At 64.7% G+C, this 14,726-nt stretch carries 14 protein-coding genes; 5 read left to right on the plus strand and 9 right to left on the minus strand.

Annotated features, from left to right (window positions below; translation table 11 throughout):
* The first annotated feature begins 141 nt into the window (after positions 1-141).
* Positions 142-1,578, plus strand: a complete 1,437-nt coding sequence (locus tag A6B35_RS28355; protein ID WP_006203155.1) for an MFS transporter — start codon at positions 142-144, stop codon at positions 1,576-1,578.
* Positions 1,579-1,586: 8 nt separating this feature from the next.
* Here A6B35_RS28355 and coaBC read toward each other — a convergent pair whose 3' ends face one another.
* The 3 genes from coaBC to ubiE form a co-directional block, all read right to left on the minus strand.
* Positions 1,587-3,050, minus strand: coding sequence for a bifunctional phosphopantothenoylcysteine decarboxylase/phosphopantothenate--cysteine ligase CoaBC (coaBC, locus tag A6B35_RS28360; protein ID WP_006203156.1), 1,464 nt, complete (start codon positions 3,048-3,050; stop codon positions 1,587-1,589).
* Between the two features lie 65 nt (positions 3,051-3,115).
* Positions 3,116-4,690, minus strand: a complete 1,575-nt coding sequence (ubiB, locus tag A6B35_RS28365; RefSeq protein ID WP_006203157.1) for a 2-polyprenylphenol 6-hydroxylase — start codon at positions 4,688-4,690, stop codon at positions 3,116-3,118.
* Positions 4,691-4,703: 13 nt separating this feature from the next.
* The gene (ubiE, locus tag A6B35_RS28370; protein ID WP_006203158.1) at positions 4,704-5,480 is read right to left on the minus strand and encodes a bifunctional demethylmenaquinone methyltransferase/2-methoxy-6-polyprenyl-1,4-benzoquinol methylase UbiE; all 777 of its coding nucleotides are present in this window, start codon (positions 5,478-5,480) and stop codon (positions 4,704-4,706) included.
* 135 nt (positions 5,481-5,615) lie between these two features.
* On the opposite strand from ubiE, the gene A6B35_RS28375 reads away from it, so the two are divergent.
* From A6B35_RS28375 to A6B35_RS28385, 3 genes are all read left to right on the plus strand, one after another.
* Entirely contained in the window at positions 5,616-6,590 is a 975-nt protein-coding gene (locus A6B35_RS28375) for an adenosine deaminase (protein WP_006203159.1), read from the plus strand.
* 113 nt (positions 6,591-6,703) lie between these two features.
* Complete coding sequence (upp, locus tag A6B35_RS28380; RefSeq protein WP_006203161.1) at positions 6,704-7,333, plus strand: uracil phosphoribosyltransferase; 630 nt, start codon at positions 6,704-6,706, stop codon at positions 7,331-7,333.
* 134 nt (positions 7,334-7,467) lie between these two features.
* The gene (locus A6B35_RS28385; RefSeq protein ID WP_006203162.1) at positions 7,468-8,031 is read left to right on the plus strand and encodes a TIGR02281 family clan AA aspartic protease; all 564 of its coding nucleotides are present in this window, start codon (positions 7,468-7,470) and stop codon (positions 8,029-8,031) included.
* A gap of 12 nt (positions 8,032-8,043) precedes the next feature.
* On the opposite strand, the gene deoA is transcribed toward A6B35_RS28385, so the two are convergent.
* The 6 genes from deoA to A6B35_RS28415 form a co-directional block, all read right to left on the minus strand.
* Entirely contained in the window at positions 8,044-9,363 is a 1,320-nt protein-coding gene (deoA, locus tag A6B35_RS28390; RefSeq protein WP_006203164.1) for a thymidine phosphorylase, read from the minus strand.
* Between the two features lie 5 nt (positions 9,364-9,368).
* On the minus strand, positions 9,369-10,184 hold the full coding sequence (locus A6B35_RS28395) for a purine-nucleoside phosphorylase (RefSeq protein ID WP_006203165.1): 816 nt from the start codon (positions 10,182-10,184) through the stop codon (positions 9,369-9,371).
* Between the two features lie 30 nt (positions 10,185-10,214).
* Positions 10,215-10,607, minus strand: a complete 393-nt coding sequence (cdd, locus tag A6B35_RS28400; protein WP_006203166.1) for a cytidine deaminase — start codon at positions 10,605-10,607, stop codon at positions 10,215-10,217.
* Positions 10,608-10,675: 68 nt separating this feature from the next.
* Entirely contained in the window at positions 10,676-11,647 is a 972-nt protein-coding gene (locus tag A6B35_RS28405) for an ABC transporter permease (RefSeq protein ID WP_065518298.1), read from the minus strand.
* Position 11,648: 1 nt separating this feature from the next.
* Positions 11,649-12,788: an ABC transporter permease gene (locus A6B35_RS28410; protein WP_006203170.1), complete on the minus strand. Its 1,140-nt coding sequence runs from the start codon at positions 12,786-12,788 to the stop codon at positions 11,649-11,651.
* Positions 12,785-14,317, minus strand: a complete 1,533-nt coding sequence (locus A6B35_RS28415; RefSeq protein ID WP_006203171.1) for an ABC transporter ATP-binding protein — start codon at positions 14,315-14,317, stop codon at positions 12,785-12,787. The genes A6B35_RS28410 and A6B35_RS28415 overlap by 4 nt, the downstream gene beginning before the upstream one ends.
* Before the next feature lie 190 nt (positions 14,318-14,507).
* Here A6B35_RS28415 and A6B35_RS28420 point away from each other — a divergent pair, with 190 nt between their 5' ends.
* The gene (locus A6B35_RS28420; RefSeq protein ID WP_193364566.1) at positions 14,508-14,714 is read left to right on the plus strand and encodes a SlyX family protein; all 207 of its coding nucleotides are present in this window, start codon (positions 14,508-14,510) and stop codon (positions 14,712-14,714) included.
* Positions 14,715-14,726: the final 12 nt, after the last annotated feature.

Genomic DNA, 14,726 nt, shown 5'->3' on the forward strand with positions numbered 1-14,726 from the left:
CAGCTTGGCTGCGCGCAAGCGTCGCAAAAACCGCTTGAGCTCAACCGCTGTTGAGGTTCTACAAGCGCTTCCCGACGGGCGGCGCATCGTTTTCGACGCATGCTGCGACCCTTTCAATGGCCGGCAAGTCGGGAGAATGACGTGAGCAGTGAAACCAGCAACAGGGTCGATTGGCAGGCGCTGTGGGCGAGCGGCGATCTGGCGCGTTTCTGCTTCATCAACCTCGGCATCCTGCTCTACGCCACCAACGAGACGATGGTGGCGACGGTGATGCCGGCCATGGTCGGCGAACTGGACGGCGTGCAGCTGGTCGGCTGGTCGCTGGCGATCTACGAGCTTGGCGCCATCGTCGCCGGAGCCGCCGCCGGCCGGCTCGTCAGCTATGTCCCGCTGCGCACCAACATGGTGATCGCCGCCTTGCTCTACGCGACGGGCGCCCTGGTCAGCGCCATCGCCCCATCCATGCCCCAGTTTCTCGCCGGGCGGCTGATCGAAGGATTGGGCGGCGGCGCGCTCGTGTCGCTGGCCTTCGTGTCGGTCGAGCGGTTGTTCCCACGCAACATCTGGCCGCAGCTTTTTGGCATCCTGTCGGCGATCTGGGGTATCGCCGCCTTCAGCGGGCCGATGATCGGCGCGATCATGACCGAGCTTTTGTCCTGGCGCTGGGCCGTCGGCATCTTCACCCTGGGCGGGATCGCGCTCGCGCTCGCGAGCCTCATCGTACTCAACACACCAGAGGCTACCCGGCTGCAGGCATCCGGCGGCAGGGCCCCGCCCTTCCCCTATGTCGCGCTCGGTTGCCTCGCCGTCAGTGTCGTGCTGATCGCCATGGCGGGCGTCGACATTGCCCTGCTGCGCTCGTCCCTGCTGCTTGGCTTCGGCCTGATCGGCCTCGCGCTGTTCTTCCGCGTCGACGGGCTGAAGCCGCAATCGCGGCTGTTCCCGGCCAGGCTGTTCTCATGGCGCTCGCCGGTCGGCAGCGGCATGACCATGGTCGCCGCCTTTTCGGTGGCCACCATCTCCTTTGGCGTCTACGGACCGCTGCTCCTGACCAGCCTGCACGACATACCGATCCTGACCACAGGCTATATCATCGCCGCCGAGTCGATCTCCTGGTCTATCCTGTCGATCGTCGTCGCCAACGCACCGCAGGAACGCGAACGGCCGATCATCGTCGTCGGCGCGCTGATGATCGCCTGCGGCATTGCCGGCTTCGCCTATACGATCCCGGCTGGTTCCATTCCGTTGATCCTGATGTGCGCCCTGCTGCAAGGCGGCGGCTTCGGTGTCGCCTGGCCGTTCCTGACCCGCGTCATCGTCGCCTCGGCCCGCGACGACGAGCAGACCATCGCGTCGGCCGCGGTGCCGACCATGCAGCGCATCGGCTATGCGGTGGGCGCTGCCCTGGCCGGCATCATCGCCAACGCCAGCGGCTTTTCGGAAGGGTTGAACCGTGAGGCGGCGGCCAGTGTCGCCAGCTGGCTGTTCCTCGCCTTCGTGCCGCTCGGCATTGTCGGATGCGTGGCGGCCTTGCGGATTGCGGTACCGGAGACACCTCTGGAGAAGACTGCCGGCTGATCGAGACCTCAGACCACAATGGTTTTGAGGCGTTCGGCGATCAAGGCGGCGAGCCCTGCCGCCACCTCGTCCTTATCCATCTCAGGCCACTCCTCGACGCCGGTTTTGGAGACGATGCGCACCTTGTTGCGGTCGCCACCCATCACCCCCGAAGGGCCGACGCCGCTTTCATGCGAGACGTCGTTGGCGACGATGAAATCGGCGCCCTTCTTCCGGAGCTTGGCCTCGGCGTTGCTGACGAGGTCCTGCGTCTCGGCCGCGAAGCCGACGACAAGCCCCGGCCGCTGTTTGTGATGGCCGACGCCGGCAAGGATGTCAGGATTTTCGATCATCTGCAGGGCCGGCGGTCCCTCACCCGCCACCTTCTTGATCTTCTCGCCGGCGGCTGTGGCGGTGCGCCAATCGGCGACCGCGGCAACGAACACTCCAGCGTCGGCCGGCAAAAGCTGCTCGACCGCCTCCTTCATCTCGGCAGCGGTCTCGACATGCACCGTCGTGACCCCGGCCGGATCGGCGATATTGACCGGTCCGGAGACCAGGCGGACATCGGCGCCGAGCCTTGCCAACGCAGCCGCGATGGCGTGGCCTTGCTTGCCGGACGAGCGGTTGGCGATGTAGCGCACCGGATCGATCGGCTCATGCGTCGGCCCGGAGGTGACGATGATCCTGCGGCCGGCAAGTGGCTTCGGCCTGGTGTCGAGCAGCGCCTCGATGGCGGCAACGATCTCCAGCGGCTCGGCCATGCGGCCCTCGCCCGCCTCGTTGCTCTCGGCCATCTCGCCCTTCGCCGGTCCGATGAAGGCAATGCCATCCTTGCCCAGTATCGCGCGATTGCGGCGCGTCGCCGGATGCGACCACATTCTTGGGTTCATGGCTGGCGCCATCAGTACAGGTTTGTCGGTGGCGAGAAGTACGGTGGACGCCAGATCATTGGCATGGCCGTTGGCGAGTTTCGCCATCAAATCGGCGGTGGCAGGCACCACGACCAAGAGGTCGGCCTCGCGCGACAGGCGAATATGGCCGACATCGTGCTCGTCATTGCGGTCGAACAAATCGGTGAAGACATGGTCGGCAGAGAGCGCGCCGACCGAAAGCGTGGTGACGAACTCCTGCGCGGCAGATGTCATCACCACGCGCACCGCGGCCCCTCGCTCGCGCAGCCGGCGGATCAAGTCGAGCGCCTTGTAGGCGGCGATGCCGCCGCCGATGATGAGCAGGATGCGCTTGCCGGAGAGGCCGCGCGGGATCTTCCCCATCCCGGCAACTGGAGCCGCCGGGCTTCGTGCGCTCGTCAGTTCGCGGAGGGTTCTTTCGATCTGGTCGATGCGGCCGGAAGGACCAAGCTGGCCTTCGACCGCGGCGCGGATCATAACCCGCGCCTGTTCCTCCATCGAGCGGTCGTTCTCCGCCGCCAGTTTGCGCAGCAGGTCCTTGACCTCGTCATCGAGGTTGCGAATGGTGATGCTGGCCATATGATTGCACTTTGCTCGATATTGTCGAAATCAATGATAGCAATGCAATCATTCTACGGCAAGCTCTAGAAAATCCGCCACGCAATGTAGAGCAGCGTCAGCGCGATGACCCATAGTGCCAACCGGCCCGAGCGGGTGTAGCGCGCTTCGGCCTTGCCGATGGCGCGCGCCGTCGTCTCGTCGAAGCGCAAGCCGTGCTCGGCCATCAGGTCGATCTCGCGCGACAGCCGCTCGGTGCGGACGGCAAGGTCCGGCGCCTGGCGGGCCAGCGCCAGCATCGCCTTTGCGCCGTCGCGCGCATCGACCAGCAGGCCGCGCGGACCGAGATTGCCGGCGATCCAGTCACCGACCACCGGCTCGGCCGTCTTCCACATGTTGAAGGCCGGGTCGAGCGTGCGGGCGACGCCTTCGACCACCACCATGGTTTTCTGCAGCAGGATCAGTTCCGGCCGCGTCGCCATGTCGAAAAGCTCGGTGACCTCGAACAAAAGTGTCAGCAGCTTGGCCATCGATATGGTCTCGGCCGGCTGGCCATGGATCGGCTCGCCGATGGCGCGGATCGCTTGCGCGAAGGCCGAGACATTGTGCTGGCGCGGCACATAGCCGGCCTCGAAATGCACCTCGGCGACGCGCAGATAGTCGCGGGTGATGAAGCCGTAGAGGATTTCGGCAAGGAAGCGGCGCTCCTTCTTGCCAAGCCGGCCGGCAATACCGAGATCGACGGCAACAATGGTGCCATCGGCCTCCACGAACAGGTTTCCCGGATGCATGTCGGCATGGAAGAAGCCGTCGCGCAGCGTATGGCGCAGGAACGACTGGATGAGGTTGGCGGCAATCGCCTTGAGATCGTGACCGGCCTCGGCGAGACCGGCAATGTCGTTCATCTTGACGCCGTCGACCCATTCCATGGTCAGCACGTCGCGGCCGGTGCGTTCCCAGTCGACCGACGGCACGCGGAAGCCCGGATCGTCCTTGGTGTTCTCGCCGAGCTCCGAAAGCGCTGCCGCCTCGAGCCTGAGATCCATCTCGATCTTGGTAGTCTGCGCCAGCGTCTCGGTCACCTCGACCGGCCGCAGCCGGCGCGACGACGGGATGTACTTTTCCTGCAGGCGCGCGGCGAGGAAATAGCTCTCGAGGTCGTGGAAGAAACGGCGGCGCACGCCCGGCCGGATGACCTTCACCGCCACCCTGGACGCAACGCCCTCATGGACGGTCTCGGCGCTGTGCACCTGGGCGATCGACGCGGCGGCGACGGCGCCGTCGAAGCTGGCGTAGAGTTCGCCGATCTTGCGACCCAGCGAGGCCTCGATGGCTGCGATCGCCTCGGCCTGCGGGAACGTATGCATCTTGTCCTGCAGCAGGGCCAGATCGAGCGCCATGTCGTTGCCGACGACATCCGGCCGCGTCGCCAGGAACTGGCCGAGCTTGACGTAGGATGGCCCCAGCCGCACCACCGCCTTGGCCAGACGGTCGCCGCGCTTGTAGGCAAGCGCGCGGCGGCGGGTGAACAGCCTGGCCATGCGCCAGCCGAATTTCGGCAGGCCGGAAAGCTCCTCGCCCGGCAGCGCCGAGACGACGCCCTCGCGGACCAGCACCCAGCCGGCCCGTGCGAGCCTGAAAGCGGCGCCGACTGTGCTCATCGCTGCACTCGCCTCAAAGCTTCCAGCCCGAATGCAGCGCGGCAATGCCGCCGGAATAGTTGCGGAACGTGACGCGATCGAAGCCCGCGCGGGTGATCATAGCGGCAAAATTGACCTGGTTGGGGAATTTGCGGATCGACTCGACCAGGTAGGAATAGGGCTCGCCGTCGCCGGTAACCGCCTGGCCGATCTTCGGGATGGCGTTGAACGACCAGGCCTCGTAGACCTTGTCGAGCAGCGGCATCTCGACCTCGGAAAATTCCAGGCACAGCAGGCGCCCGCCGGGCTTCAGCACGCGATAGGCCTCCGTCAGCGCCACGTCGATGCGCGGCACGTTGCGGATGCCGAAGGCGATCGAATAGGCATCGAATGTGGCATCGGGGAAAGGCAGTTCCTCGGCATTGGCTTCGACGAAATCGGTATTGTCGGACAGGCCCTTTTTCTCGGCCCGGTCACGGCCGACGGCAAGCATCGAGCCGTTGATGTCGAGCACCGTCGCGTGCGCGTTGCCGTGGCTGGCCTCGACGATGCGGAAGGCGATGTCACCGGTGCCGCCGGCAACATCGAGCACCTTCCAGCCAGGCCGTTTCGGCGGATTGAGCCATGTCACCATGGCTTCCTTCCACAGCCGGTGCAGCCCGGCCGACATCAGGTCGTTCATCAGGTCGTAGCGGTTCGCCACCTTGTGGAAAACGTCGTTGACCAGCGACTGCTTGTCGTCTGCCCCTACCCGCTTGAAACCATAGGAGGTTTCCATGCCGCCCGCGGCCGTGGTTCTCTCAACTGACATTATTTTGATCCGTCATAAAACCGGCGGGACCATAGCCGATCGGTTGTGCGGGCGCTATTGTTTAAGGCGCGGTGTTCGGCCGCGCTTCCAGGTGGTGGGCCTATGCGACCTGGACCGACGTGACGGGATGATTGAATGCCTTTGAAAGCGGAACTGCACTGCCACATAGAAGGGGCAGCGGCGCCCGAACTCGTCGTCAGCCAGGCGCGCAAATACGGCAAGGACACGTCGCCCTATATCCAGAACGGCTCCTTCGTCTGGCACGATTTCACTTCCTTTCTGGCCGCCTACGATTTCTCGTCCGACCTGTTCCGCACCGAAGAGGACTATGCGCGCCTCGCCGACCATTACCTGACCAGCCTTGCCCGTGACGGCGCCATCTATTCCGAGGTCTTCACTTCACCGGATCACGCCAAAAAGGCCGGCCTGTCGGCCAAGGCATATACGGACGCGCTCGGCGAAGGCATGGCCCGCGCCAAGGCCAAGACCGGCATCGAGGGCCGCATGATCGTCACCGGCGTGCGCCATGTCGGCGTCGAATCGATCGAGCAGGCGGCACGCTTTGCCGCCCGCTGCGGGCATCCGCTGGTGACCGGCTTCGGCGTAGCCGGCGACGAGCGCATGGGAGATTTCGAGGACTATGTTCGCGCCTTCGAGATCGCCCGCGAGGCAGGGCTCGGCATCACCATCCATGCCGGCGAACTGATGGGCTGGGAGAGCGTCAAGGCAGCGCTCGACCATATCCGCCCCTCCCGCATCGGCCACGGCGTGCGCGCCATCGAGAATCCCGACCTTGTCCGCCGCATCGCCGACGAGGGCGTGGTGCTCGAGTGCTGCCCGGGCTCGAACATCGCGCTGAAAGTCTTCGACAGCTTTGCCGACCATCCCTTTCCGGCGCTCAAGGCGGCAGGCTGCAAGGTGACGCTCAACTCCGATGACCCGCCCTATTTCTGGACCTCGCTGAAGCGCGAATACGACATCGCCGCCGAGCATTTCGCCATGAACGACAAGGCGCTCACGGCTGTCACCAGGACGGCAATCGAGGCGGCATTCGTCGATAGGAAGACGAAGACAGCGCTTCTCGCCCGGCTCAACGGCGCTTCGCGCTGATCTTTCACCGGCAAATTTCCGGCAAAAACTGTGGTCGGTGGCGGCCAGGCGGTTCCTTGCCCGCCGCATTGCCGCTAGGGTCTTTCGAATTGCCGAAATTCCAGGAGAGCACCATGCAGGGCGTCACCGTCGTCGACCACCCGCTTGTCCAGCACAAGCTGACCATCATGCGCAAGAAGGAGACCTCGACAGCCGGCTTCCGGCGGCTGTTGCGCGAGATCTCGCTGCTTCTGGGCTACGAGGTGACCCGCAATCTCGAATTGACGACGACCGAGATCGAGACGCCGATCGAGACCATGGAAGCGCCGACGCTCGAGGGCAAGAAGCTGGTCTTCGCCTCGGTGCTGCGCGCCGGCAACGGCCTGCTCGAAGGCCTGCTCGATCTGGTGCCGGCGGCGCGCGTCGCCCATATCGGGCTTTACCGCGACCATGAAACGCTTGAGGCGGTGGAATATTTCTTCAAGGCGCCAAGCGATCTCGCCGACCGGCTGGTGATCGTCGTCGACCCAATGCTGGCGACCGCCAATTCGGCGATTGCGGCGATCGACAAGCTGAAGGGCCGCGGCGCCACCAACATCCGCTTCTTGTGCCTTCTGGCGGCTCCCGAAGGCATCGAGCGCTTCATCAAGGCGCATCCGGACGTCCCGGTCTTCACCGCCTCCATCGATCGCCAGCTCAACGACAAGGGCTATATCATGCCCGGCCTTGGTGACGCTGGCGACCGCATGTACGGGACGAAGTGACGGCGACCTGAGCCTTCCGCCGACAGCTGCCGGGTCGTTTACCAATCGTTTACGCAAAGGCGCGGTTCCCGCGCGCGTTAAAGCTGAAAACACCATGTCGGCGTAGCAATGGGGCCTTCACGAAGGTCCCTCCCATGCTGCGCAAGCTTCTCTTCCTTGGCGTCTTTGCCGGAACCTCGGCATCGATCCCGATCCTCTACCAGTCGAACCCTGAGATGCTGGACGGCCTGCTGAAGCCGGCGGTCGCCTCCAAGCCGGCGGAAGAGGCGCAGCCGGAGGTGAACCTTGCGTCGGTGCCGGACAAGCCGGTCGCCCCCCTGCCGCTCGGCCGCAAGGTGGTGGTCAACGCCGACGCGCGCGGCCACTTCACTTCGGCCTTCAAGTTCAACGGCCGTCAGGTCGACGGCATGATCGACACCGGCGCCACATTGGTCGCCATCAACACCTCCACGGCGCGCCGCATCGGCATCTCGCTCAATCCGTCGGATTTCATCCATCAGGTCAACACCGCCAACGGCGCCATCAAGGCGGCGGTGGTCACTCTTGACCGTCTGCAGATCGGCAGGATCTCGGTCGACAACATCCAGGCGGTCGTGCTCGACGACAAGGCGCTGCGCACCAACCTGATCGGCATGAGCTTTCTGCAGAAGCTGCAGAAATATGAGGTCGAAAACGGCGCGCTGCTGCTTGTCCAGTAGGACAACGACGCCCTATCCGCGCGGCAGGATCCGCCGCATGACGGTCTTTTCAGCCGCCGGCTTCGAGGCGCCGATCGTATAGGCCGCGAGCACGGCGGCCGCAGCCGCTTCCGCATCCGACTCTGAACGGGCATGAACCAGCGCCAGCGCCTCGCCGGCCGGCACCTCCGCCCCGACCGGCGCCAGCCTTGTGATGCCGACCGCATGGTCGATCCTGTCGTCGGGCCGGGTGCGCCCGCCACCGAGGCCGACGACGGCAAGCCCGATGTCGCGCGTCGCAATGCCGGTGACAAAACCGTTTTCTGGCGCCTTCACGGCCAGTTCCACCGGTGCCTTGGGCAGATATTTTTCCGGTCTGTCGACGAAATCGGCGGGACCGCCGAGTGCCGCCACCATGCGCTGGAAGGCGGCGGCCGCGCGGCCGCCGGCAAGCGTCTCGGCGGCGCGCCTGATGCCGTCCTGATTGGACGCAGCCAGCCCGGCCGATTGCAGCATTTCGGCGGCCAGCGCCAGCGTCACATCCTCCAGCCGCTTGTCGCGAAAACGGCCGGTAAGGAAATCGACGGCGTTGCGCACCTCGACCGCGTTGCCGGCGGCGGACGCCAGCGGCTCGTTCATGCCGGTGACCAAAGCCGAAGCCTTCAAGCCCGCACCATTGGCGACCTCGACCAGGCTGTTGGCCAGTGCGGTGGCGTCGCGCGACTTCTCCATGAAGGCGCCGTTGCCGACCTTGACGTCGAGCACCAGCGAGCCGAGGCCCGCGGCAAGCTTCTTCGACAGGATCGAGGCGGTGATCAGCGGCACCGATTCCACCGTCCCGGTGACGTCGCGGACCGCATAGAGCCGGCGGTCGGCGGGCGCCAGATCGGCGGTCTGGCCGATGATGGCGCAGCCGGTTTCGAGTACCGTCTTGCGCAAGCGCGCCACGTCGGGCTGGCTTACGTAGCCGGGGATGGCATCCATCTTGTCCAGCGTGCCGCCGGTATGACCAAGGCCGCGACCGGAGATCATCGGCACATAGGCGCCACAGGCCGCGACGATCGGCGCCAGCATCAGCGAGACATTGTCGCCGACCCCGCCCGTCGAATGCTTGTCGGTGACCGGACCGGGCAGATCCGACCAGTCGAGCACGTCGCCGGAATCGCGCATGGCAATCGTCAGCGCCACCGCCTCCTCGCGGCTCATGCCGTTGAAGAACACCGCCATGGCGAAAGCGCCGACCTGTCCTTCGGTGACGCCGCCGGCGGTGAGTCCGTCGACGAAGCTGGTGATCTCGGGCGCGGACAGTCTGTGGCCGTCGCGCTTGCGGCGAATGATTTCCTGGGGAAGCATCCGGCCTAGACCTTACTCTCCGGCAGCCCGTCCTGGAACACGCGCTTGAGGATTGTCGCCAGCCGCGCGCCGCCGAGCGGCGCCATGTCCTTGGTTTCCTGATGCGAAAGCTCAGCCCCGGTCATTCCGGCGGCGAGGTTGGTGATGACCGAGCAGGCGGCGACGCGCAAACCGAGGAAGCGGGCGAGAATGACTTCCGGCACCGTCGACATGCCGACGGCATTGGCGCCCATGATGCGCGCCATGCGGATTTCGGCCGGCGTTTCGAAACAGGGTCCGGAGAACCACATGTAGACGCCCTCATGCAGGTCTGTGCCGGTCGCCTTGGCCGCCTTCTCGATCGCCTTGCGCAGGCCCGCATCATAGGCTTCGGTGAGGCCGACGAAGCGGCGGTCGCTGGGTTCGCCGATCAGCGGATTGGAGCCCGAGAAATTGATGTGGTCGGTGATAAGCATCACCGAGCCCGGCCCCATCTCCGGATCGACCGAGCCGGCGGCGTTGGTGAGGATCAATTGCGTGATGCCGATGCCGGCCAGCACCTCCAGCGCCGGACGCATCGCAGCCGCGTTGCCGTGCTCGTAATAATGGGCGCGGCCGGACAGCATCAGCACCGGCGTACCGGCAAAATGCCCTGCCACCACCTCGCCGGCATGGCCGCTGACGCCGCTTCTCGGGAAACCCGGCAGCTCGGCATAGGAGATGCGCCGGGCGTCCTCGACCTGATCGACGAGGCCGCCAAGGCCCGAACCCAGCACCAGCGCGACTGTCGGTGCCAGCCCGTCCAGCCTTTCGACGAGATGATCCAGAGCTTTTTCAATCATTTCAGCCAGCTCTTCATTTCAACCAACTCTTCATTTCAAAATATCGCCCTTGAAGCCGTAGGGCAGCATCTCGCCCATCGTCACGGTCTCGACCACTCCGCCATTGTCGCAAAGGTAGAGTTTCGTCTCCGGCCGGCAGAATTCCGCCAGCCTCTGCCGGCAGCCGCCGCAGGGCGAGCATTTCGCCATCCGCTCGGCGATGACCGCGATTTCGGTGATCTTGCCGCCACCGCCCATGATGTAATGACCGAGCGCCGTGGTCTCGGCGCACCAGCCCTCGGGATAGGACGCCACCTCGATGTTGGCGCCGGCAAAAACCCGGCCATCCTCTGTACGCAGCGCCGCGCCCACCGGGAATTTCGAATAGGGTGCATAGGCCTTGGCCATCGCCGCTTTGGCCGCTTCGAACAGGTCATGCGACATTCAGGTGTTCTCTCCCATGATCTTGTTCAAAAGCCGGTATCCGTTGGCAGATGCCGCTTCGCGATCGCTCAGCGTTCCTTGACATAGGGCACGCCGCCGGCGCGCGGCGGGATCGCTTTGCCGATGAAGCCGGCAAGCAGGATCACGGTCAGCACATAGGGCAGCGCCTGCATGAACTGCACCGGCACCTTGCCGATGACAGGCAGCGGCGTGCCTTGCAGGCGGATCGACAGCGCGTCGAGGAAGCCGAACAAAAGGCAGGCAAACATGGCGTTGACCGGCTTCCATTTGGCGAAGATCAGCGCCGCCAGCGCGATATAGCCCTTGCCGGCGGTCATGTCCTTCACGAAGCCGCCATTCTGCACCATCGACAGATAGGCGCCGGCGACGCCCGTCAGGATGCCGGTGCAGATCAGCGCCCGGTAGCGCAGCCAGGCGACCGAGATGCCGGCCGTGTCGACGGCCGCCGGGTTTTCGCCGACGGCGCGCAGCCTGAGCCCGAAGCGGGTGCGGAACAGCACCCACCAAGTGAACGGCACCATCAGGAAGGCGATGTAGACCAGGATCGAGTGGCCGGAGATCAGCTCCGAATAGATCGGCCCGATGATCGGCACGCCCCGCACCGCGTCGACGCCGGGCCAGGTGATCGCCTCGAAGCGTTCGCCCGGCGCCAGTGCCGGCGTGCGCCCGCCCTGCTGGAACCAGTGCTGGCCGAGCATGATGGTCGAACCGGCGGCGATGAAATTGATCGCCACGCCGGAGACGATCTGGTTGCCGCGATGAGTGATCGAGGCGAAGCCGTGGATCAGCGCGAAAGCGACCGAAATCAGGATCGCCGTGCCGAGGCCGAGCAGGGCCGAGTGCAGGACCGAAGCGGCCGCGGCGCCGGCGAAGGCGCCGACCAGCATCTTGCCCTCGAGCCCGATGTCGAAGACGCCTGCCCGCTCCGAATAGAGGCCGGCGAGGCAGGCCAGCAGCAGCGGCACCGACAGGCGGATGGTCGAGTCGAGTATCTGCACGATGGCGGTGAAGATATCCATCTCAGGCGCCCTTCCCCTTGACCGCTTCGATGCCAACCGCTTTCGGGCTGATCGAAGCGAACAGCGCCTGGATGTAGGGCCGGAACATGTGTTCGAGCGCGCCGGCGAACAGGATGACCAGGCCCTGGATGATGACGATCATGTCGCGGGAAATCGCCGGCATCTCGAAGGCGAGTTCGGCGCCGCCCTGGTAGAGCATGCCGAACAGGATCGCCGCCAGCACGATGCCGACCGGGTGCAGTCGTCCCATCAGCGCCACCGCGATGCCGACGAAACCGGCGCCGGAGACGAAATCGAGCGCGACATTGTGCTGGTCGCCCATCGTCGGGTTGAGCGCCATCATGCCGGCCAGCGCACCCGAGATCATCATGGCGACAATGACGATGCGGATCTCCGAAATGCCGGCATAGCGTGCCGCCTTCGGGCTGTGGCCGTAGGTACGCATCTCGTAGCCGAGCCTGGTTCGCCAGATCAGCAGCCAGACCAGATAGGCCATGACCAGCGCCAGCAGGAAGCTGACATTGAGCGGCGCCGAGCGGATCTTGGCGCCGAACAGTTCGATGACCCAGTTGAGCTTCGGCAGTTGCGCGCCATCGAGGAAGGTGCGCGTCTGCGGCGCCATCGAAATGGCCGGCTTCAGGAAGCCGACCAGTGCATAGACCATGACGCTGGCGGCGATGAAGTTGAACATGATGGTGGTGATGACGATGTGCGAGCCGCGCTTGGCCTGCAGATAGGCCGGGATCAGCGCCCACAGCGCGCCCATCGCCGCGGATGCAATGATTGCCAGCGGGAATGTCAGCCACCACGGCAGCACGCTATCGAAGGCCAGGCAGACGACACCGATGCCGAGTCCTGCAATGTAGCCTTGGCCCTCGCCGCCGATGTTGAACAGGCCGCAATGCGCCGCGACCGCCACCGAAAGCCCGCTGAAGATGAAGGTGGTGGCGTAGAAAAGCGTAAACGCAATGCCCGTGCCCCTGCCGAAGGCACCTTCGACCAGGATGACCGCGGCGCGGAACGGATTTTCTCCGACCAGAAGCACCACGAAGCCGGCGACGACGAAGGCGACGAACAGATTGATCACCGGGATCAGGCCATAATCGGCCCAGGCTGGCAGTTTGGCGTAAGGCGTGCTCATTCCGCGGCCTCCCGCTGCTCGACACCGGCCATCAGCAGGCCGAGTTCGCCCTCGCTCGCCTCGGGGCCGCGCTCGCCGACGATGCGGCCGGCGAACATCACCAGGATGCGGTCGGAGAGCGAGCGGATTTCGTCGAGTTCGACCGACACCACCAGCACGGCCTTGCCCTGGTCGCGCATCGCGATCAGGCGCTTGTGGATGAACTCGATGGCGCCGACATCGACGCCGCGCGTCGGCTGGCCGACGATCAGCACGCCCGGATCCTGTTCCATCTCCCGCGCCAGCACGATCTTCTGCTGGTTGCCGCCGGAGAAATTGGCGGTCTTGAGCCGGCAGTCCGCCGGGCGGATGTCGTATTTGGTGATCTTGTCCTTGGCATCGTTGCGGATGGCGTCAATGTCGAGCAGCGGCCCCTTCAGGTAGCGAGGATCATCGTGATAGCCGAGGATCGAGTTCTCGTTCTCCTCGAAGGCCAGCACCAGGCCGACATGATGGCGGTCCTCCGGCACATGGGCGAGGCCGCGGTCGCGCAGCTCACCCGGATCTGCCTTGCCGGTAAGGTCGATCGGCTTGCCGTCGAGCATGACGGAGCCGGAGACGGCGTGCCTGATGCCGGATATCGCCTCCAATAGTTCGGACTGGCCGTTGCCGGCGACACCGGCGATGCCGACGATCTCGCCGGCGCGCAGGTCGAAGGAAACGTCGTCGACCATGGTGACGCCGCGAGAATCCTTCACCGTCAAATTCTTGACCGCGAGCTTGACGCCGCCGGCTTCCGCCTCGCCTTTCTCGACCCTCAGCAGCACACGCCGCCCGACCATCAGCTCGGCCAGTTCCTCGACCGTCGTCTTCTTGGTTTCCCTGGTTGCCACCATTGTACCCTGGCGCATTACCGAGACAGTGTCGGTGATGGCCATGATCTCGCGCAATTTATGGGTGATCAGCACCACCGTTTTTCCCTGTTCCTTCAATTGCTTGAGGATACGGAACAGGTGGTCGGCCTCGGCCGGCGTCAAAACGCCCGTCGGCTCGTCGAGGATCAGGATCTCGGCGCCGCGATAGAGCGCCTTGAGGATCTCGACCCGCTGCTGCAGGCCGACCGGCAATTCCTCGATGATCGCATCGGGATCGACTTCCAACCCGTATTCGCGCTCGAGCCGTTCCAACTCGGAACGCGCCTTGGCGATGCTCTTCTTCAACAGCGCGTCGCTTTCTGCACCGAGAATGACATTTTCCAGCACCGAGAAATTATCGACCAGCATGAAGTGCTGGTGCACCATGCCGATGCCCAGCGCGATCGCATCATTGGGTGTCTTGATCGATGCCGGCTGGCCACCGACGCGGATCTCGCCGCTGTCGGCCTGGTAGAAACCATAGAGGATCGACATCAGCGTCGACTTGCCGGCGCCGTTCTCGCCGACGATGCCGTGGATGGTGCCGCGAACGATTTCCAGATTGATGTCGCGATTGGCGCGCACGGCGCCAAAACTCTTGTTGATGCCGATCAGCTCGATTGCGGCTTGCGCCATGTCCCACTCTTATTTTTATCGCTTGGTCAAAACGCCTAGCATGACACCCCGCCCGTGCCAATTGGCGGAGTGCTGTCCACTCTCGACAAATCCCCGCGCGCTTGTCAATTTCGAACGTGCCCGGGACCTTCACATTCGCTAATATGGACACGCGGCCTGGGAGCCGCGCAACGGACCGGGGTTTTGAATGATCATGCCTGCCGACCGGCTGACGACGCTGGAAATCCGCGCCGCCGAGCAGGAAAAGACGATCGAGGAACTGTCCGGCCAGATCGCCGAGCAATGGAAGGTGATCGAACGCATGCAGCGCAAGCTCGACGCGCTGACCGACCGGTTCCTGGCATTGGAGGAGCAGTCCGCGCCCGACGTGCCGGTGACCAAGCCGCCGCACTGGTGAGGGAGGAGCAAG

The sequence above is a fragment of the Mesorhizobium amorphae CCNWGS0123 genome (assembly GCF_001686985.1).
GTDB lineage: Bacteria > Pseudomonadota > Alphaproteobacteria > Rhizobiales > Rhizobiaceae > Mesorhizobium > Mesorhizobium amorphae.

Excerpts from the sequence above, each read along its gene's own strand:
- coaBC (WP_006203156.1), bottom strand. The coding sequence starts at position 3,050 with ATGGCCAGCATCACCATTCGCAACCTCGATGACGAGGTCAAGGACCTG.
- ubiB (WP_006203157.1), bottom strand. The coding sequence starts at position 4,690 with ATGAGCACAGTCGGCGCCGCTTTCAGGCTCGCACGGGCCGGCTGGGTG.
- ubiE (WP_006203158.1), bottom strand. The coding sequence starts at position 5,480 with ATGTCAGTTGAGAGAACCACGGCCGCGGGCGGCATGGAAACCTCCTAT.
- A6B35_RS28375 (WP_006203159.1), top strand. The coding sequence starts at position 5,616 with ATGCCTTTGAAAGCGGAACTGCACTGCCACATAGAAGGGGCAGCGGCG.
- upp (WP_006203161.1), top strand. The coding sequence starts at position 6,704 with ATGCAGGGCGTCACCGTCGTCGACCACCCGCTTGTCCAGCACAAGCTG.
- A6B35_RS28385 (WP_006203162.1), top strand. The coding sequence starts at position 7,468 with ATGCTGCGCAAGCTTCTCTTCCTTGGCGTCTTTGCCGGAACCTCGGCA.
- deoA (WP_006203164.1), bottom strand. The coding sequence starts at position 9,363 with ATGCTTCCCCAGGAAATCATTCGCCGCAAGCGCGACGGCCACAGACTG.
- A6B35_RS28395 (WP_006203165.1), bottom strand. The coding sequence starts at position 10,184 with ATGATTGAAAAAGCTCTGGATCATCTCGTCGAAAGGCTGGACGGGCTG.
- cdd (WP_006203166.1), bottom strand. The coding sequence starts at position 10,607 with ATGTCGCATGACCTGTTCGAAGCGGCCAAAGCGGCGATGGCCAAGGCC.
- A6B35_RS28405 (WP_065518298.1), bottom strand. The coding sequence starts at position 11,647 with ATGGATATCTTCACCGCCATCGTGCAGATACTCGACTCGACCATCCGC.
- A6B35_RS28410 (WP_006203170.1), bottom strand. The coding sequence starts at position 12,788 with ATGAGCACGCCTTACGCCAAACTGCCAGCCTGGGCCGATTATGGCCTG.
- A6B35_RS28415 (WP_006203171.1), bottom strand. The coding sequence starts at position 14,317 with ATGGCGCAAGCCGCAATCGAGCTGATCGGCATCAACAAGAGTTTTGGC.